The sequence below is a fragment of the Metapseudomonas resinovorans genome (assembly GCF_002003485.1).
In the GTDB taxonomy this organism is placed as follows: domain Bacteria; phylum Pseudomonadota; class Gammaproteobacteria; order Pseudomonadales; family Pseudomonadaceae; genus Metapseudomonas; species Metapseudomonas resinovorans_D.
In genome coordinates this window covers 184,892-201,989 of the sequence record NZ_BDMA01000057.1, presented here as the reverse complement: position 1 = coordinate 201,989, position 17,098 = coordinate 184,892, and the positions used below count along the sequence as shown (strand labels likewise).

Annotated in this window: 19 protein-coding genes; 10 read left to right on the top strand and 9 right to left on the bottom strand. The window is 65.9% G+C overall.

Annotated features, from left to right (window positions below; genetic code table 11):
* Positions 1-2 precede the first annotated feature (2 nt).
* The 4 genes from MnOB_RS15780 (at position 3) to MnOB_RS15765 (ending at position 4,457) form a co-directional block, all read left to right on the top strand.
* Positions 3-1,148, top strand: a complete 1,146-nt coding sequence (locus tag MnOB_RS15780) for an ABC transporter substrate-binding protein (protein ID WP_077525163.1) — start codon at positions 3-5, stop codon at positions 1,146-1,148.
* A gap of 96 nt (positions 1,149-1,244) precedes the next feature.
* Entirely contained in the window at positions 1,245-2,156 is a 912-nt protein-coding gene (locus tag MnOB_RS15775) for an ABC transporter permease (protein ID WP_077525162.1), read from the top strand.
* Positions 2,156-2,968: an ABC transporter permease gene (locus MnOB_RS15770; RefSeq protein ID WP_077525161.1), complete on the top strand. Its 813-nt coding sequence runs from the start codon at positions 2,156-2,158 to the stop codon at positions 2,966-2,968. The genes MnOB_RS15775 and MnOB_RS15770 overlap by 1 nt, the downstream gene beginning before the upstream one ends.
* Positions 2,969-2,987: 19 nt before the next feature.
* The gene (locus tag MnOB_RS15765) at positions 2,988-4,457 is read left to right on the top strand and encodes an aldehyde dehydrogenase family protein (RefSeq protein ID WP_077525160.1); all 1,470 of its coding nucleotides are present in this window, start codon (positions 2,988-2,990) and stop codon (positions 4,455-4,457) included.
* Between the two features lie 123 nt (positions 4,458-4,580).
* On the opposite strand, the gene MnOB_RS15760 is transcribed toward MnOB_RS15765, so the two are convergent.
* From MnOB_RS15760 to MnOB_RS15740, 5 genes are all read right to left on the bottom strand, one after another.
* Entirely contained in the window at positions 4,581-5,042 is a 462-nt protein-coding gene (locus MnOB_RS15760) for a PAS domain-containing protein (RefSeq protein ID WP_077525159.1), read from the bottom strand.
* Positions 5,043-5,045: 3 nt separating this feature from the next.
* Positions 5,046-6,053, bottom strand: a complete 1,008-nt coding sequence (locus tag MnOB_RS15755; protein WP_077525158.1) for a response regulator — start codon at positions 6,051-6,053, stop codon at positions 5,046-5,048.
* Positions 6,054-6,141: 88 nt separating this feature from the next.
* Positions 6,142-6,507: a VOC family protein gene (locus tag MnOB_RS15750; RefSeq protein WP_077525157.1), complete on the bottom strand. Its 366-nt coding sequence runs from the start codon at positions 6,505-6,507 to the stop codon at positions 6,142-6,144.
* A gap of 78 nt (positions 6,508-6,585) precedes the next feature.
* Positions 6,586-7,824 (bottom strand): TIGR03862 family flavoprotein, encoded by a 1,239-nt coding sequence (locus tag MnOB_RS15745; protein WP_077525156.1) that lies wholly within the window; start codon positions 7,822-7,824, stop codon positions 6,586-6,588.
* Between the two features lie 299 nt (positions 7,825-8,123).
* Entirely contained in the window at positions 8,124-9,047 is a 924-nt protein-coding gene (locus MnOB_RS15740; RefSeq protein ID WP_077525155.1) for a histone deacetylase family protein, read from the bottom strand.
* Between the two features lie 70 nt (positions 9,048-9,117).
* Here MnOB_RS15740 and MnOB_RS15735 point away from each other — a divergent pair, with 70 nt between their 5' ends.
* From MnOB_RS15735 to MnOB_RS15715, 5 genes are read left to right on the top strand one after another with little or no spacing between them, the layout of a single operon-like run.
* The gene (locus MnOB_RS15735; protein ID WP_077525154.1) at positions 9,118-9,678 is read left to right on the top strand and encodes a GNAT family N-acetyltransferase; all 561 of its coding nucleotides are present in this window, start codon (positions 9,118-9,120) and stop codon (positions 9,676-9,678) included.
* Positions 9,675-11,279: a nitroreductase family protein gene (locus tag MnOB_RS15730; RefSeq protein ID WP_077525153.1), complete on the top strand. Its 1,605-nt coding sequence runs from the start codon at positions 9,675-9,677 to the stop codon at positions 11,277-11,279. The genes MnOB_RS15735 and MnOB_RS15730 overlap by 4 nt, the downstream gene beginning before the upstream one ends.
* Before the next feature lie 31 nt (positions 11,280-11,310).
* Entirely contained in the window at positions 11,311-12,180 is an 870-nt protein-coding gene (tesB, locus tag MnOB_RS15725; protein ID WP_077525152.1) for an acyl-CoA thioesterase II, read from the top strand.
* Positions 12,177-12,785, top strand: coding sequence for an HAD family hydrolase (locus tag MnOB_RS15720; RefSeq protein WP_265093689.1), 609 nt, complete (start codon positions 12,177-12,179; stop codon positions 12,783-12,785). The genes tesB and MnOB_RS15720 overlap by 4 nt, the downstream gene beginning before the upstream one ends.
* 33 nt (positions 12,786-12,818) lie before the next feature.
* On the top strand, positions 12,819-13,175 hold the full coding sequence (locus MnOB_RS15715; RefSeq protein WP_077525151.1) for an endonuclease domain-containing protein: 357 nt from the start codon (positions 12,819-12,821) through the stop codon (positions 13,173-13,175).
* 137 nt (positions 13,176-13,312) lie between these two features.
* Here the strand turns inward: MnOB_RS15715 and ypfJ are convergent, their stop codons facing one another.
* From ypfJ to MnOB_RS15700, 3 genes are all read right to left on the bottom strand, one after another.
* Complete coding sequence (gene ypfJ, locus MnOB_RS15710) at positions 13,313-14,185, bottom strand: KPN_02809 family neutral zinc metallopeptidase (RefSeq protein ID WP_077525150.1); 873 nt, start codon at positions 14,183-14,185, stop codon at positions 13,313-13,315.
* Between the two features lie 68 nt (positions 14,186-14,253).
* Complete coding sequence (locus MnOB_RS15705) at positions 14,254-15,108, bottom strand: PhzF family phenazine biosynthesis protein (RefSeq protein WP_077525149.1); 855 nt, start codon at positions 15,106-15,108, stop codon at positions 14,254-14,256.
* Positions 15,109-15,167: 59 nt separating this feature from the next.
* Entirely contained in the window at positions 15,168-15,602 is a 435-nt protein-coding gene (locus MnOB_RS15700; protein ID WP_077525148.1) for a DUF411 domain-containing protein, read from the bottom strand.
* A 140-nt stretch (positions 15,603-15,742) separates the two neighbouring features.
* Here MnOB_RS15700 and MnOB_RS15695 point away from each other — a divergent pair, with 140 nt between their 5' ends.
* Positions 15,743-16,129, top strand: a complete 387-nt coding sequence (locus tag MnOB_RS15695) for a DUF4345 domain-containing protein (protein WP_077525147.1) — start codon at positions 15,743-15,745, stop codon at positions 16,127-16,129.
* Between the two features lie 16 nt (positions 16,130-16,145).
* On the opposite strand, the gene MnOB_RS15690 is transcribed toward MnOB_RS15695, so the two are convergent.
* A complete protein-coding gene (locus tag MnOB_RS15690) occupies positions 16,146-17,078 on the bottom strand; it encodes a LysR family transcriptional regulator (protein ID WP_077525146.1) in 933 nt (310 codons plus the stop codon).
* Positions 17,079-17,098 lie beyond the last annotated feature (20 nt).

Below are 17,098 nucleotides of genomic sequence, written 5' to 3'. Positions count from 1 at the left end.
CAATGGATCGGAAAGACTTCATCAAGCAACTGCGCAGTTGGCAGAACGGCTCCATCAGTCGTCGTGAGTTCCTCGGCCGTACCGGACTCGGCGTGGCCATGGCGGTGATGGCCGCCAACATGCCGGGCCTGCTCACCAGCAACCGGGCCTTCGCCGCCGAGAAAGGCGCCCTGGGCGACCGCGTGGTCCTGGCCACCTGGCCGAACTATCACAACGCCGAAAACTTCGCCGCCTTCGCCGAGCAGACCGGCGCCCAGGTCCAGATGAACGTGTTCGGCTCCAACGAGGAAATGCTCGCCAAGCTCCAGGCCGGCGGCAGCGGCTGGGACGTTTTCGTGCCCACTAACTACACCATCAGCACCTACGCCGAACTGGGTCTGATCGAGCCGCTGGACCTCTCGCGGATCCCCAACTTCGACCCGGCCTCCTACGAGAAGCGCTTCATGGAGCAAGGGGTCATCAACGGCAAGACCTACGCCGTGCCGAAGGACTGGGGCACTACCGGGTTCGTCTACGACGGCAAGAAGATCAAGGCCAGGCCCACCACCTGGAAGGAGTTCTGGGAGCTGAGCAAGGGCGAGGCCACCGGCCGGGTGATGGTGCACGACTACCAGCTCACCGTCATCGGCAACGCCCTGAAGTCCTTCGGCTACAGCTTCAACTCCATCGACCCGAAAGAACTGGCCGATGCCGAGAAGCTGTTGCTGGAGGTCAAGCCGCATCTGTTTGCGATCAACTCCGACTACCAGCCGTCCATGCGCAACGGCGATGCCTGGATGGCCATGTGCTGGACCGGCGACGCTTCGCAGCTGCACCGCGACATGCCGCAGATGACCTATGTGCTGGGGCGTGAGGGTGGCGAGATCTGGAGTGACTTCTTCGCCATTCCGAAGAGCGCCGAGCGTCGTGACGCGGCCTATGCGCTGATCAACTTCCTGCTCGACCCGCAGGTGAACAAGCGCGAGGTGGAAGCCCACGGCTACCCGAGCGGCGACAAGCGCGTGGATGCCCTGCTGCCCAAGACCATGCTCGACGACCCGATCATGTACCCGGCAGCCGACCTGCTCAGCGCCCTGGAGTTCGGCGCCGCAGCCACCCTGACCAGCCCGGCGCGGGCGGAACTGATGGCGCGCTTCAAGGCGGCCTGACGCATGGCGTTGTAGGAGCGAGCTTCGCGAGCGAAGGCGTTCGCGAGCACGCTCGCTCCTACAGCGTCCGCTTCCATGAACCGCAAGGAATCTTCCATGAACGTCGCTCTCAGCGCCCCCGCGCTGGCCGATGCAGGCCAGGCCGTGCCGGTGGAAAGCCGTAGCCTCGCCCGGCGCGTCACGCTGCTCCTGCTATTGCCGTCCACGCTGTGGTTCCTGCTACTGCTCCTGCTGCCGCTGGTGATCATCCTGGTCTTCAGCCTCGGCGAGCGCAGCCCGGTGGGGGGCTACAGCGCGGCCCTGACCCTGGAGAACTACCTGAACCTGGGGGCGCGGGCGAAGGCCTTCTACAACACTTTGGTGCTGGCGCCCCTGGGCACCCTGGTGTGCCTGGTGGCGGCCTACCCGCTGGCCTACTACCTGGCGGTGAAGGTGCAGCGGAGCCGTTCGCTGTTGCTGACCCTGGTGATCGTGCCGTTCTGGACCAGCTTCCTGATCCGCACCTACGCCTGGATTTTCATCCTCGGCGGCAAGGGCATCCCGGCGCTGCTGGCGATGGTCGGGCTGGAGGATGTGCGTCTGATCAACACCCCGAGCGCGGTGCTGATCGGCATCGTCTACGGCTACCTGCCGCTGATGGTGTTCCCCATCTACGTCAGCCTGGAGAAGCTCGACAAGCGCCTGCTGGAAGCCTCGTCCGACCTTGGCGCCGGCGCCTTCGAGACCTTCCGCCGGGTGACTCTGCCGCTCTCGGCGCCCGGCGTCATCACCGGCAGCATGCTGGTGTTCATCCTGCTCATGGGCGAGTTCCTGATCCCGGCGATCCTCGGCGGCGGCAAGGTGTTCTTCGTCGGCAACGCCCTGGTGGACCTCTTCCTGCAATCGCGCAACTGGCCGTTCGGCAGCGCGGTGGCCATGACCCTGGTGGCGATGATGCTGGTGATCATCGCCCTCTACCTGAAGCTGGTGGCGCGCTATGGCAAGCGCGGCACGGAGGGGATGCTCTGATGTGGCTGCGCAGCTATTCCACCTCGCTCTACCTGTTCCTCTATGCGCCCATCGCGCTGATCGTGCTGTTCTCTTTCAATGCCGGGCGCAGCGGGCTGTCCTTCGAATGCTGCTCGGTGCAATGGTTCGGCCGTGCGTTCAGCAACCCCTTCATCATGGAAGCCCTGGGCACCAGCGCGCTGATCGCGTTCTGCTCGGCGCTGATCGCCACACTGTTCGGCACCCTGGCGGTGTTCGGCCTGGAACGGGCGGGCAAGCGCGTGCGGCTGTTCTTCGACGCCATGACCTACTGCGCGATCATCATTCCCGGCATCGTCATCGGCATCGCCACCCTGATCGCCTTCATCAGCCTGTTCGAAGTGGTCAACCCGCTGCTCGACATGCTGCTGGGAGCCGGACTGCCGCGTCTGCGCATGGGCCTGTTCACGGTGATCGCGGCGCACTCGCTGTTCACCATGGCGCTGGTGATCGTGATCGTCCGAACCCGTGTGGAGTCCCTGGACAGGGCCTTGCTGGAAGCCTCCGCCGACCTTTACGCACCGCCCCTGGAAACCTTCCGCCGGGTGACCTTGCCGCAGATCGCCCCAGCCATCCTCGCCGGCTTCCTGCTGGCGTTCACCTTCAGCTTCGACGACTTCATCGTCGCGTTCTTCGTCGCCGGATCGGAAACCACCTTGCCGATCTACATCTTCTCGTCGATCCGACGGGGCATCACGCCGGAGATCAATGCCATTTCGACGGTGATCATCTGCGTCTCACTGGCGCTGCTGTTCACCTCCCGCTACCTGCAGAACCGCCGCAGCGGCGCCTGAGCGCCCATGGAGCAGAGCCATGCGTGACCAGTTGTACATCAACGGGCAATGGGTCCGTCCCGACCTGGGCGGCTATTTCGAAGTGCTGGACCCCAGCAGCGGCGACCTGATCCAGCGGGTGCCGGCGGCCACCGAGGAAGACATCGACCACGCCGTGCATGCCGCCCGCCAGGCCTTCAACCGTGGCTGGGGCCAGAGCAGCGGGGCCGAGCGCGCTGGGTGGCTGGAGGCCCTGGCCAACGAGCTGGAGAGTCGTCAGGACGCCCTGGCGGTGCTGGAAGTGCGCGACAACGGCAAGCCGCTGCCGGAAGCGCAATGGGACATCGCCGATGCCATCGGCTGTTTCCGTTACTACGCCGAGCTGGCGCGGGAACTGGACAGTCGCCAGGACGAGCCGCTGGCGCTGCCGGATGATCGCTTCAGTTGCCGTATCCGCCACGAGCCGGTGGGGGTGGCGGGGCAGATCATCCCCTGGAACTACCCGCTGCTGATGGCTTCCTGGAAGGTCGCCCCGGCCCTCGCGGCGGGCGCCACTTGTGTGCTCAAACCATCGGAACTGACACCGCTGACCGCGCTGGAGCTGGCCGGCGCCGCCGAGCGTATCGGCCTTCCTTCCGGCGTGCTCAATGTGGTGACGGGATTGGGCAGCGAGGCCGGCGGCCCGCTCAGCCAGCACCCTGGCGTGGACAAGCTGGCCTTCACCGGCAGCGTGCCGACGGGGGCGAAGATCATGTCGGCAGCGGCGGCTGACATCAAGAACATCAGCCTGGAGCTGGGCGGCAAGTCGGCCTTCATCGTCTTCGATGACGCCGATGTGGAAGCCGCCGTGGAATGGATCATGTTCGGCATCTTCTGGAACCAGGGGCAGGTGTGCAGCGCCACCTCGCGCCTGCTGGTGCAGGAGGGTGTCGCCAACCGGCTGATCGAGCGCCTGGTGGAGGAGGCTCGACGCATCACCATCGGCCCGGGCCTGGAGCGCGGCGTGCTGCTCGGGCCGCTGGTCAGCGCCGGGCAGTACCAGAAGGTCATGGGCATGATCGAACAGGGCCGGCAGGAAGCCAGCCTGCTCACCGGCGGCAAGCGCCCGACGCATTTGTCCCATGGCTACTTCGTCGAGCCGGCGGTGTTCGAGGAGCCGGCGGACAACAGTCGTATCTGGCGCGAGGAAATCTTCGGCCCGGTGCTGTGCGTGAAGCGCTTCAAAACCGAGGCCGACGCCCTGCGCATGGCCAACGACAGCCGCTTCGGCCTCGCCGCTGCGGTGATGAGCACGGACCTCGACCGCGCCGCGCGGGTGGCCAACGGCCTGCGCGCCGGCATCGTCTGGGTCAACTGCTCGCAGCCGACCTTCACCCAGGCGCCCTGGGGCGGCATGAAGCAGAGCGGTATCGGCCGCGAACTGGGCCGCTGGGGCCTGGAGAACTATCTGGAGGTGAAGCAGGTCACCGAGTACCGCAGCCAGGAGCCTTGGGGGTGGTACATCAAATAGAGGGCTTTCCTGTGGGGGCGAATTCATTCGCTAAGGGCAGTGCAACTGCCCTCATTTGCTTCTGCAGGGCAAGCCTGCGGCCTGCATAGCGATTGAAATCGCCCCCACAAAAGGCGCACCCACCTACAGGAACCGCGGACGACTCGTCTCCGCCAACTGCCGCTTCAACCGCGCCACCTCGGTCATGTCGGTGATCAGCAGGCACACGCGCTCCACCTTTCCGCCTGCGGCGGCCAGCGGCAGGATGGTGAGGTTCTGGTACATGAAATCTTCTTCGCCGGTGATCGGCCGGTAGTTCTCGAAGCGGATCAGGTAGGGCCGCTGTTCCCACAGGCTGAAGGCACGCGTGCCGAGTTGCAGCACGCTGTCCACCTTGCGCCGTAGCCAGTTGCGCTCGATCTCCGGGAACAGCTCGAAAATGTTCTTGCCGTGCACCCGGTCGGGACCGAGGCCCGAGTGGTTCTCCATGAAGCTGTTCCACACCTCGACGCGGTACTGGCGGTCCAGGACCACCACGCCGACATCGAGGCACTGGACGATGTCGAGCAGCCAGTGGAGTTCCTTGAAATCGATTTGTGCCGGCATGGATCAGTCCATCAGGTAGTGGATCTTCTGGGTCAGGCGCGCGATGGAAGTCTCGGTGAAGAGCAATAGCAGGTCGAAGTGCAGGTTGTGATCTTCGATGGCGTAGCTGATCTCCACCGCCAACGTCTTGCGCCAGCGCCGGTTATTGAGCTGGAACAATCGCTCGATGGAGCTGTGCCGGCCGAGCAGTTGCGGATGGCCCTGGGAGAAGCGCACGTCGATCTGCTCGGCGATGCCGGCCAGGCAGGCGCCGATCAGAATGCTCGCGAGATCGAGTTGCATCTCCGCCTCCTCGTGCTCGCCTTGTGGCTGCCAGCCAAGCAGGCGCGCCACCTCGGCACTCTCGGCGTCATGGAACAGCAGCAGCGCCTCGCCGGCGATGGATTCGCCGATGAAGCCCTGGCACACCGCCGACAACCGCTCGCCGCGCTGGGCATCGGCCAGGGCCATGTGCAGTTCACTGACTTCGAACAAGTTGACGTTGGGCACCGGCAGTTGCACGAACACCCCGAGCACGCGCGCGAGCAAGGCAGCGGCGCGGCCCATGGCGACGTTGCTGACCTCGCGCAGGGCGTCGCGGAAGTTCACCCGCAGGTTCGGATCGTGGCGTCCGGGTACGCCGGTGACCGGGCTGGTGGACGGCGCCGGGCGCAGCAGGCCGAGGCGGATCAGGGTTTCCCGCAGCTCGTCCGGGTCGGCCGGCTTGCGGATGAAAGCCAGGGCGCCAAGATCGTGGACGCGGCGCTGGGCTTCTTCCTGGATGTCGCCGGAGACGACCACCACCCGGGCTTTCAGGCCTTCGTCGCGAATCCGGCTGAGAACCTGGTAGCCATCCAGCACTGGCATGGTCAGGTCCAGCAGGACTACCTGGCCATGACCCTGACGGATGGCTTCAAGCGCTTCTTCTCCGTTAGTGGCCTGGGTGATATGCACCGGCCAATCCAGCGGCAGCGCGCGAATCAACTGCTTGCGCGCCATCATCGAATCGTCGCAGACGAGGAGGGGGATCACCTTGGGGGCACCGCATGAAGAAAGCTGGGCTCAGGGAGAGCATAGACGCTGGCCGCGTGCTGACCGGCACCTCGCGGCCAGCTTCCGATCAGATGTTCTGTCCGATGCGCCAAAGGACGCCGCTTGGATCGATGAGGACAAAATCGCGCATCCGCCAGGGCTGATCCTGGGGTGGCACCACCCGCAGGCCGTAGCGCTCGATCACGCCCGAGGTCTGCACGTGCTGCCACCAGGATTCAACGTCCTTCACCTGCAAATGCATCATCAGGTTCTCCGCAAACTCCTTGGTGTAGAAGTTCTGCAGGAGGAAGGCACTGTGGCCGTATCGGAAGTAACTGACCTCGTCCGAGGTGCTGCACATTTCGAAGCCGAGTTCGCGGTAGAAATCCTTGCTCTGTGCGTAATCCTTCGCCGGAACGAAGGCCTTGATCTCGATGGTGTCCAGTGTGCTCATTGGGCGTTCCATGACAGTGGCTGGAAAACGAGCCATCACGGTGGCAGGCGGCCCTCTGGCGGGGCCTGGCGAGCGATGCTACTCCAGCGCACCCGGGCGCGATAGCCAGCGCAATACGCCTTGCGCGGCGACCCGACCGCTGGCGAAGCAGGCCGTGAGCAGGTAGCCGCCGGTAGGCGCTTCCCAGTCGAGCATCTCCCCTGCGCAGAACACACCCGGCAGGCGCTTGAGCATCAATCCTTCATCCATCGACGCGAAAGGCACTCCACCGGCGGTACTGATGGCCTCGTACAGCGGACGCGCCCGGACCAACGTCAGCGGCAGCGCCTTGAGCGTCGCCGCAAGCCGCTCGGGGTCGAGGAAGTCGTCCTTGGCCGACAGCTCGCGGAGAAGGCCGGCGCGGGCGCCATCGATGCCCAGCTGGCTGTGCAGGTGCTTGGCCATGGAGCGCGACCCGCGTGGACGGGCCAGGGCCCTGGCGACCTTTTCCACAGGCTGGCCGGGCAGCAGGTCCAGATGGACCGTGGCACTGCCGCTGGCGTTGATCCGTTCACGGATGGCGGCGGACAGGGCGTAGATCAGGCTGCCTTCGACGCCGTAGGCGGTGAGCACGAATTCGCCCTGGCGTGCGGGTTCGTCGTCCAGGCGGATCGCCACCGGCTTGATCGGCGCCCCGGAGAACTTTTCCTTGAGCAGCGGGCTCCAGCCGTCCACTTCGAAGCCGCAGTTGGACGGCTGCAACGGCGCGACGGCAATGCCGCGCGACTCCAGCAGGGGAACCCACGCCCCATCCGACCCCAGCCGCGCCCAGCTGCCGCCACCGAGGGCGAGCAGGCAGGCATCGGCGTCGACGGCTTTCTCGCCATCCGGCGTGGCGATGCGCAGGGCGCCGTCGTCGGTCCAGCCCAGCCAGCGGCTGCGGGTGTGGATAACCACGCCTTGCTCGCGCAGGCGCTTGAGCCAGGCGCGCAACAGCGGGGCGGCCTTCATGTCGGTGGGGAAGACCCGACCCGAACTGCCGACGAAGGTCTCGATGCCCAGGTCGTGAATCCAGCTACGCAGCTCTTCTGCGCCAAAGCCGTCCAGCAGCGCGGCCACTTCTTCGCGTCGCGCGCCGTAGCGTGCGACGAAGGGCGCCTTGGGTTCGGAGTGGGTGATGTTCATCCCGCCCACACCGGCCAGCAGGAACTTGCGTCCTACGGACGGCATGGCATCGAACAACTCCACCCGCGCGCCGCCCTGGGCCAGGACTTCGGCGGCCATCAGGCCAGCGGGGCCGCCGCCGATGACGGCGACGAAGGGGGAGGAGTCGTTCATGGGAATGAGTCGAAGCGGGAAATGGGGAGGGCGCATTCTAATGCACGCGACTCGGGCGGACACGGCAGTTTGCGGGGGCGAATTCATTTGAACTTGGGAAACCCCATCCTGAGGACGTGGTCATGAGTCACCGGCTCTGCCAGTGACGATTCGAAGGTTGGGGCTGGAAGGGTGGGGTGAAGCTGATCAGGTAGGGGTGCGCCGTGCGCACCGGCGGTTTGACGTGGTGCCGAAGCTGATCCTGGAGTCGGTGCGCGCAGCGCACCCTACGGTCCAGACCGAGCTGAAGAGGTTGCGAATCAGCTCCCCAACCCCATCTCCCGCCAAACCCGATCCGCGCTGTGGTGGAGGATTCCATGCCGCCTAGCCAAGGCCGCGCGGTCCTTGCTGTAGCCACCACCGATCAAGCCCAGCACCGGGATATCCCGTCCGAGGCAATGGCGGATCACCCGCTCGTCGCGCTCGGCCACGCCGGCGTCGGTCAGTTGCAGGTAGCCGAGGGCATCGTCCTTGTGCACATCGACGCCCGCGTCGTAGAGCACGATGTCCGGCTGGTACAGCGGCAGCAGATAGTTCAGCGCGTCTTCCACCACCTGGAGGTAATCGGCGTCGCCCATGCCCATGGGCAGGGGGATGTCCCAATCGCTATCGGCCTTGCGTGCGGGGAAGTTCTTTTCGCAATGCAGGGAAACGGTGATGGCCTCCGGGGTATCGGCCAGCAGCCGGGCGGTGCCATCGCCCTGGTGCACGTCGCAGTCGAAAATCAGCACCCGCTGCACGCTGCCGGCTTCCAGCAGGTAACGGCTGATCACCGCCAGGTCGTTGAAGATGCAGAATCCCGCCGCATGGTCGAAGTGGGCGTGATGGGTGCCGCCGGCCAGGTGGCAGGCAAGGCCGTGCTTCAGGGCCAGGTCGGCGGTGAGCAGCGAGCCGCCCACCGCACGCACGGTGCGCCGCGCCAGCGGTTCGCTCCAGGGCAGGCCGAGACGGCGCTGTTCCTCGCGGCCGAGGTCGCCGTCGAGGAAGCGCTGGATGTACGCCGGGCAATGGGCCAGGGCCAGCACCTCGGGCGGGCAGATATCCGGCCGGTGCAGGCGCTCGTCGGTGGTCAGGCCGCTCTCCAGCAGGTGCTCGTATAGCAGGCGGAACTTCTCCATGGGGAAGCGGTGCTCCGCCGGGAAGGGCGGGCTGTAGTCGTCGTGATAGACCAGCGGCAGGAACATCGATAGGCACTCGGAGCGGTACGCTCGGCAGTATGATTGGGCCTTCGAGCCCACCTCAAGAGACGCGCCCGTGCATCCGATCGAACTCATCACTCCACGACTGCGCCTGCGCGGCTGGCGCGACGACGACCTGCCGGCCTTTGCCGCCCTCAATGCCGATCCGGAGGTGATGCACCACTTCCCCGCCTGCATGACCCGCGCGCAAAGCGACGACCTGGCGGCGCGCATCCGTGCCCATTTCCGCGACCACGGTTTCGGCCAGTGGGTCGTCGAGCATCGCGGCGATGGTGCCTTCGTCGGGGTGCTCGGCCTGCAGAACGTGAACTTCGAAGCACACTTCACGCCGGCGGTGGAAATCGGCTGGCGGATGATGCGGCGCTTCTGGGGCCAGGGCCTGGCCAGCGAGGCGGCGCAGGCGACCCTGGCCTTCGCCTTCGAACCGCTTCAACTGACGGAAGTGCTGGCCTTCACCGTGCCCGCTAACCTGCGCTCGCGGGCAGTGATGGAGCGCATCGGGATGCAGCATGACCCCGAGGGTGACTTCGAACATCCGCTCCTGACTGAAGGGCATCCCCTGCGCCCGCATGTGCTCTACCGCCTGGGGCGCGCCGAGTGGGAAGCGTTGCGATGAACGACGCCGTGCGCGGCTATCACGAACTCAGCAAGCACCGTCCCGATCGCTTCGCGCCGGGGCCGGGGCAACTGGACTGGGCGACCCAACCGGCACCCTTCCGTCGCTACAGCGGCGCGCGCCTGCTGGAGCTCTTGCATCGCCCGCTGGAGGAAACCCCGCCCTACGATGCGGTGTTCGCCGCTCCGGTCGGCGAGCCTGCGCCGCTGAGCCGCGACAGCATTTCCCAACTGCTCTACGACAGCCTGGCCATTTCCGCGTGGAAGGAGGCCGGGGCCAGCAAGTGGGCGCTGCGGGTCAATCCGTCCTCGGGCAACCTGCACCCCACCGAGGCTTACCTGCTGCTGCCTCCGGGTGCAGTGGAGGAGGGCGGCGTGCTGGCGCACTACGCGCCGGATGCCCACGCCCTGGAGGTTCGCGCCGAGCTGCCGGGGCCGCTGAGCACGCAACTGTCGGCAGCGCTGCCGCCGGGTGGCTTCTTGCTGGGGCTCGCCAGTATTCCCTGGCGCGAAGCCTGGAAGTACGGCGAGCGCGCCTACCGCTATTGCCAGCACGACCTGGGGCACGCACTGGCTGCACTGGCGATTGCCGCATCGGCATTGGGCTGGCAGGTGCGGGTCATGACCGGCGTTGCCGAAGGGACGCTGGACGGCCTGCTGGGGCTGGATCGTCCCGGCTTCGTCGAGCCCGAGTTCGCCGATGCCTTGCTGTGGATCGGGCCGGTCCAGGCGCGTGAGTTCACCTTGCCGCCGTCGCTGCTGGAGGGTCTGGCTGCGCTTGAGTTGCAGGGCACGGCCAATCGGCTGTCCCGCGAACAGCGCCAGTGGCCGGAGCTGGAGCGGGTCCATGGCCTGTGCCGGGCACCGCGCTTGCCCCTGGCCGAATGGCCTGCCACCAAGGCCACCGCGCTTGTGGATAACCCCGGTCTGCCCCTGCGGCCGCTGTTGCACCGCCGGCGCAGCGCCCAATCCCTGGACGGTCGCAGTGGCATCCAGGCGGATCTGTTGCTGGCCTGGCTGCGTCGCCTCATGCCGGCGAACTCGCCGGTCCCCTTCGCCAGCCTCGGCGAGGCGCGGGTCGACCTGCTGCTCTTCGTCCATCGCGTCCAGGGCATGGCGCCCGGCCTTTATTGGCTGGCGCGCGGCGCTGCACCAGACGCGGAACTGGGGACTGGCTTGCGCGAGGATTTCGTCTGGGAGCGGGTCAGCGACGAGCTGCCGCTGTACCGCCTGCTGGAAGGGGACGCCCGTGGCCTGGCGGGCTTTCTCTCCTGCGGCCAGGACATCGCCGCCGACGGTTGCGTTGCCCTGGCCATGCTCGCCCGATTCGACGCTGCCCTGGAGCAGGGCGCCTGGCTCTATCCACGGCTTTACTGGGAATGTGGGCAGATCGGCCAGGTGCTCTACCTGGAAGCCGAGGCCGCCGGGTTGTCGGGAACCGGCATCGGTTGCTACTTCGACGATTCGGTACATGAATTGCTGGAAATGGCCGACAGTCGCTGGCAAAGCCTTTACCATTTCACCATTGGCCGCGCGCAGTGGGACGAGCGCCTGACGACGTTGCCGGCCTATCCCGAACTACGAAGACCGCCCCGGCCATGACCGGGGTGGCAGCCTTGCAGAGGAGAATTCCATGACCCAGGTGCTCGACGAGCTGGTCGCGCTGCTGAGCCTCGAATCCATCGAAGAAAACCTGTTCCGTGGCGTCAGCCAGGACCTCGGTTTCCGCCAACTGTTCGGTGGCCAGGTTCTCGGCCAGTCGCTTTCCGCCGCCAGCCAGACGGTTGAGTCCGAGCGCCATGTGCATTCCCTGCACGGCTACTTCCTGCGCCCCGGTGACGCCACCCTGCCGGTGGTCTACTCGGTCGAGCGGGTACGTGACGGCGGCAGCTTCAGCACTCGTCGGGTCACCGCCATCCAGAAGGGCCAACAGATCTTCACCTGCAGTGCCTCCTTCCAGCAGGATGAAGGCGGCTTCGACCATCAGATCACCATGCCCGATGTACCGGGGCCGGAAAACCTGCTCAGTGAGCAGGAGCTCGCTCGCCAGAATGCGCACCTGCTGTCCGAGCGGATACGCGACAAGCTCCTTTGCGCCAAGCCCATCGAGATTCGCCCGGTCAGTGCGGAAAACCCCTTCAGCCCGCGTCCGGGGGAGCCGGTCAAGTACGTCTGGTTCCGCGCCGACGGCAGCCTCCCGGACATCCCGGCGATCCACAAGTACATCCTCGCCTACGCCTCGGACTTCGGCCTGCTGACCACGTCCATGCTCCCCCATGGCGTATCGGTGTGGCAGAAGTTCATGCAGGTGGCCAGCCTCGACCACGCCCTGTGGTTCCACCGCGATCTGCGCGCGGACGACTGGCTGCTCTATTCCATGGACAGCCCCTGGGCCGGTAATGCCCGCGGCTTCTCTCGCGGCAGCATCTTCAACCGGGCCGGCCAGTTGGTTGCCTCGGTGGCCCAAGAGGGCCTGACTCGACTGCGTGAGGATTGGAAGTGACGGTTCCGAGCACCGAGCTTGGGCGATACCGCCACTGGGTGTTCGACATGGACGGCACCCTGACCATTGCCGTGCATGACTTCGCCGCCATCCGCGTGGCCCTGGACATCCCGCCGGAGGACGACATCCTCCACCACCTGGCCGCCTTGCCTGAAGACGAAGCCGCCGCCAAGCACGCCTGGTTGCTGGAGCACGAGCGGGAGCTGGCCTTGAACGCCCGACCCGCCGCCGGCGCCGTCGAGCTGGTGCGCGAACTGCACCAACGCGGCTGCCGCCTCGGCATCCTCACCCGCAACGCCCACGAACTGGCAGTCCTCACCCTGCAGGCGATCGGACTCGGTGACTGCTTCACCACCGACGACATCCTCGGCCGCGGCGAGGCCCCGCCCAAGCCACATCCCGGCGGGCTTCTACATCTTGCCGAGCGTTGGCAGGTCGAGCCGCGTGAGTTGGTGATGGTGGGCGACTACCGCTTCGACCTCGACAGCGGCCGCGCGGCGGGGACGAGCACCGTGCTGGTGAACCTGCCGGAAAACCCCTGGCCGGAACTGGTCGACTGGTTTGCGCGGGATTGTGGGGAGTTGTTGGGGATGGTTCGTTCCTGAAGAAGTCATCAGTTGTCCACGGAGGGATGACTCATGCACAAGACAAAGCTCGATGAAGAGCACCTTGAATTCACCCGTTCGCTCAGGCGTACATCCACCGATGCCGAACAGCGCATCTGGCGTCGTTTACGAGGACGGCAGCTCGCAGGATTGAAGTTTCGTCGTCAGCACCCGGTTGGTCCGTATGTCCTCGATTTCTATTGCCAGGAGAAGCGGCTGGCGGCGGAGCTCGACGGCGGGCAGCACTACGCGGATCCGGAGCGGGATCGCTTGCGAGATAGCTGGTTGGCAGGGCAGGGGATTCAGGTGTTGCGCTTCAGTTCGCGGGAAGCATTGGTGGAGATAGAGGCGGTGTTGGAGAAGATTCTGCTGGTGGCGTCCGAGCGGTAGCCCAGCTTCCCTCACCCCAACCCTCTCCCAGAGGGAGAGGGGGCAGTCCTGCACGGAGATCGGCTGGAAGTCACCCCTCTCCCTCCGGGAGAGGGGCCGGGGGTGAGGGATGCGTCAGCCCGCTCGGAGCCTTGGCCTCAAAGCCTCGCCGTCGCAAACGTATCGCACTTGCCCACTTCGCCCTTCTCGAACCCCATCTTGAACCAGCGCACCCGCTGTTCCGAAGTCCCGTGGGTAAAGGAGTCGGGAACCACCTGGCCACGGCCCTGGCGTTGCAGGCGGTCGTCGCCGATGGCGTTGGCGGCGTTGAGGGCTTCTTCCAGGTCGCCGGGTTCCAGCCAGTTCAGGCGTTGCTGGGCATGGAAGGCCCAGACGCCGGCTAGGCAGTCGGCCTGGAGTTCCTGACGTACCAGCAGGCCGTTGTCGCCTTCGACTTTCTCGCCGCGTTGGCGGGCGGCGTTGACCTTGGCGGACACGCCCAGCAGGGTCTGCACGTGGTGACCCACTTCATGGGCGATGACGTAGGCCTGGGCGAAATCGCCGGCAGCCTGGAAGCGGCTGGCCATTTCCTCGAAGAAGTCCAGGTCCAGGTACACCTTGCGGTCTCCCGGACAGTAGAAGGGGCCGACTGCCGATGAGGCGAAGCCGCAGGCCGATTGCACGCCGCCGTTGAACAGCACCAGTGTCGGGTCCTGGTACTGGCGGCCAGCGGACTGGAAGATGGCGCGCCAGGTGTCTTCGGTATCGCCGAGGATGGCGCGGACGAACTCGCGCTCCTCCGGTGTACCGGTGGGATTGGCCGATTGCTGCTGTGGATTGACCGAGGCGTTCTGCTGGGTGATCTGCCCCAGGATCTGCAGCGGGTCTTCACCCATCAGCAGCGCCACGACCACGACTATGGCGATACCGCCCAGGCCCAGTCCCTTGCCTCCGCCCAGGCGCATGCCACCGCCACCTGCGCTTCCGCCGTCTTGCACATTGTCGCTGCGTCGCGCACGTTGCCAGCGCATGATCGCTCTCCGTTCGTATGCGAGTTAATCAGTGTTGACGCTGACGCCGGTCACCGCCAGCCCGGTCGTCAGCCCAGCTCTACTGGAGAGGGCAGCAACCGGGCATGGGCCAGTAGCTGGACCTCGCCACCCACCAGTGCGTTGCCGGCTGCGGTGACGCGGACGTCGAGCCGGCTCGGGCGGCCAAGGAAGCGTCCCTGGGCCAGCGTGAACGGCGTGTCGGCGGGCTCCAGGCCCTGGGCCACGCGCCAGGCCGCAACCGGACCGGCGGCGCTGCCGGTGGCAATGTCTTCCACCACGCCCAGCGGGTCCCAGGTCCGGCCTTCGCGGGCGTCCACGTCCATCAGGAAGATAAAGGCGGCGCCGATGCCGGCCAGTGCGTCGTCCAGGAGTTCGCGCTGTTTTGCGCCGGCCAGCCCGGCGGCGGTCACCGGCAGCAGCAGATAGGGCAGGCCGGTGCTGACCACCTGGGCCGGATAGCGGCGGTCGCGCTCGCTGCTGAAAGCGGCGGCGAAGGCATCGGCGGTGGCTTCGTCCAGCACCTTGCCGAATGCCGCAGTGCCCTGGTCCATCTCGGCGTAGAAGCCCTTGCCCTGGCGGCGGGTGGCGATGCGCACCTGCTTCTCCGGGAGGTGCAGCAACCAGTCTGCGTCGGACTTGCCGCCGTGCAGGTGATGCAACAGGGCGGCGGCGCCGAGGATCGGGTGACCGGCGAAGGGCAGTTCCTCTTCCACGGTGAACACCCGGGCGGAGAAGGTATTGGGGGCGTCCAGGGGGGCGAGGAAGATGGATTCGAACTGCCGCAGTTCGCGGGTCAGCGCTTGCATCGCAGTGGCGGTAAGGCCGCTGGCGTCAGGAAAAACCGCCAGGCCGTTGCCAGCCAGGACCCGTTCGGCGAACACATCGACTTGCCAGTATTCCATTTCAGGCTCCAGAAAAAGAAAACGGCCGCATCAGGCGGCCGTCGACGAGGTGCTGATCTTCAGCGAGCAGGATACTCGCTGAGTACGCTCAACTTGCCACCTTGGGCGACGCCGATCACCTGGTAGGCGTCCTGCTTGTCACCCATTTCCATGCCGGGCGAACCCGTGGGCATGCCGGGTACGGCAGCGCCGAGCAGGTCGGGGCGCTCGCGCAACTTGAGCACATCACTGGCCGGAACATGGCCTTCGACGAATTTGCCGTCCACTACACCGGTATGGCACGAGCCGAGCTGATAGGGCACGCCGACGCGCATCTTCACGGCGGCCATGTCGGTTTCCTCGTGATCACGGACCTGGATGCCGTTATCCCGCAGGTGGCTGATCCAGGCCTTGCAGCAGCCGCAATTGGGGTCGCGGTAGACGTCCATGGTGATGGGCTCGGCGGCCTGGGCGATGCCGGCGAAGAGGGTGGTGAGCAGGAGGAGGGAACGCATGTGGACTCCTTGCGGCCAGGAGGGCCGGAGACAAAGAAAGGCAGCATAGCGCCGCACCTTTTCCGGCCCAAGCACAGGTCTGTATCAGACTATTCCCAAGCGCCTATGCTCAATCCTGACCGCGTTTGCGAGACCTGGCGATGCTCTTCACCCGCGTCCTGTTGGGCCTGCAGGCCCTGATCCTTGTCGTCTTCGGACTGGCCTACTTCATTCGACCGGAAGAAATGGCGAGCCTCAGCGGCATGTTGCTGATGGACCCTTCGGCGGTCACCGATGTGCGTGCCTGGTACGGTTGCCTGCCGCTGGGCATCGCCGCGTTCCTCCTGCTGTCGCAGCTGCGCCTGCAACTGACGCGAGCCGCGCTGGACCTGCTGGTGCTGGTCTATGTCGCCCTGGCTCTGGGGAGGGTCAGCGGCCTCTGGCTGGATGGCAGCCTGGGGCAGACCTTCAACCTCTACGCATTGCTGTTCGAGGTGGTGTCGGCGGGACTCGCCTTTGCCGCGCTGCGCAAGCTGGATGGCGCTTAGGGTCCTGCTGTCGTATTTACACAAGATCCTGCACTGTGCCTGGGATCTCATCGCATTCGATCACCCGCTCCACCAGTGCCCGCGCATGGGCCGACAGGTCGTAGCCGACGCGGCTGACGATGCCATAGCGCGTGTGGCATTCCTCCAGGTCCTCGGGCAGGTCGACAACGTCCAGCCGCACCAATGCCGCGGCGTCCAGGTAGGGGGCCAGGTTGCCCTGGCCGGCGATGCCGATGGCGTTGGAGTTCAGCACCACGTTAAGCAGGGCATAGCCGTGTTCGCATTCCACATTGGGCGCGAAATCCTGGCGGCCGCTGTAGTCCACCAGCACCTTGCGGATGTTCGGCGGGCGGAAGGTGGTGGCCAGTGGGTACTGGAAGATGTCCGCCACGCGCACCTGATCGCGCTCGGTCAGCGGGTGTCCGGCGCGGCAGCAGAAGTGCCAGCGCTGGGGTTTTAGCTTGTGCACCCGGTAATCGGGATCAGCCTCGAAATGGCGGGTATCGGCAACGAAAAATTCGATTTCTTCGCTGACCAGGCGACGGTTCAGCTCCTGCCAGCTGTCCACCTGGAATTTCACCCGTACACCGGGGTAGTCGTTGACGAAGCGCCCCACCGCCCGGGGGATCAATTGGGCGGCCGGCGCCGGCCCGCAGCCGAAGCGCACCAATCCGGCGGCCAGGCCGTTGAACTGGCTGATCTCGTTGACCAGGTTGTGCGCGCCGTGCACCAGGCGGCGGGCGTGCTCCAGCACTAGCAAGCCCTGCCGGGTCGGGTCTAGGTCCTTGCTGGCGCGGTCCACGAGGCGGCAGCCGACGTTGTGTTCCAGGGTCTGGATGCTGCGGCTGAAGGCCGATTGCGACAGGTTCACCGCAGCGGCCGCAGCGATGAAGCTGCGGTGCTCGGCAAGCGCGATGAAGTGGCGGAGTTGGCGAAGGTCGATATGCATTTTCTACATGAAAAGATTCG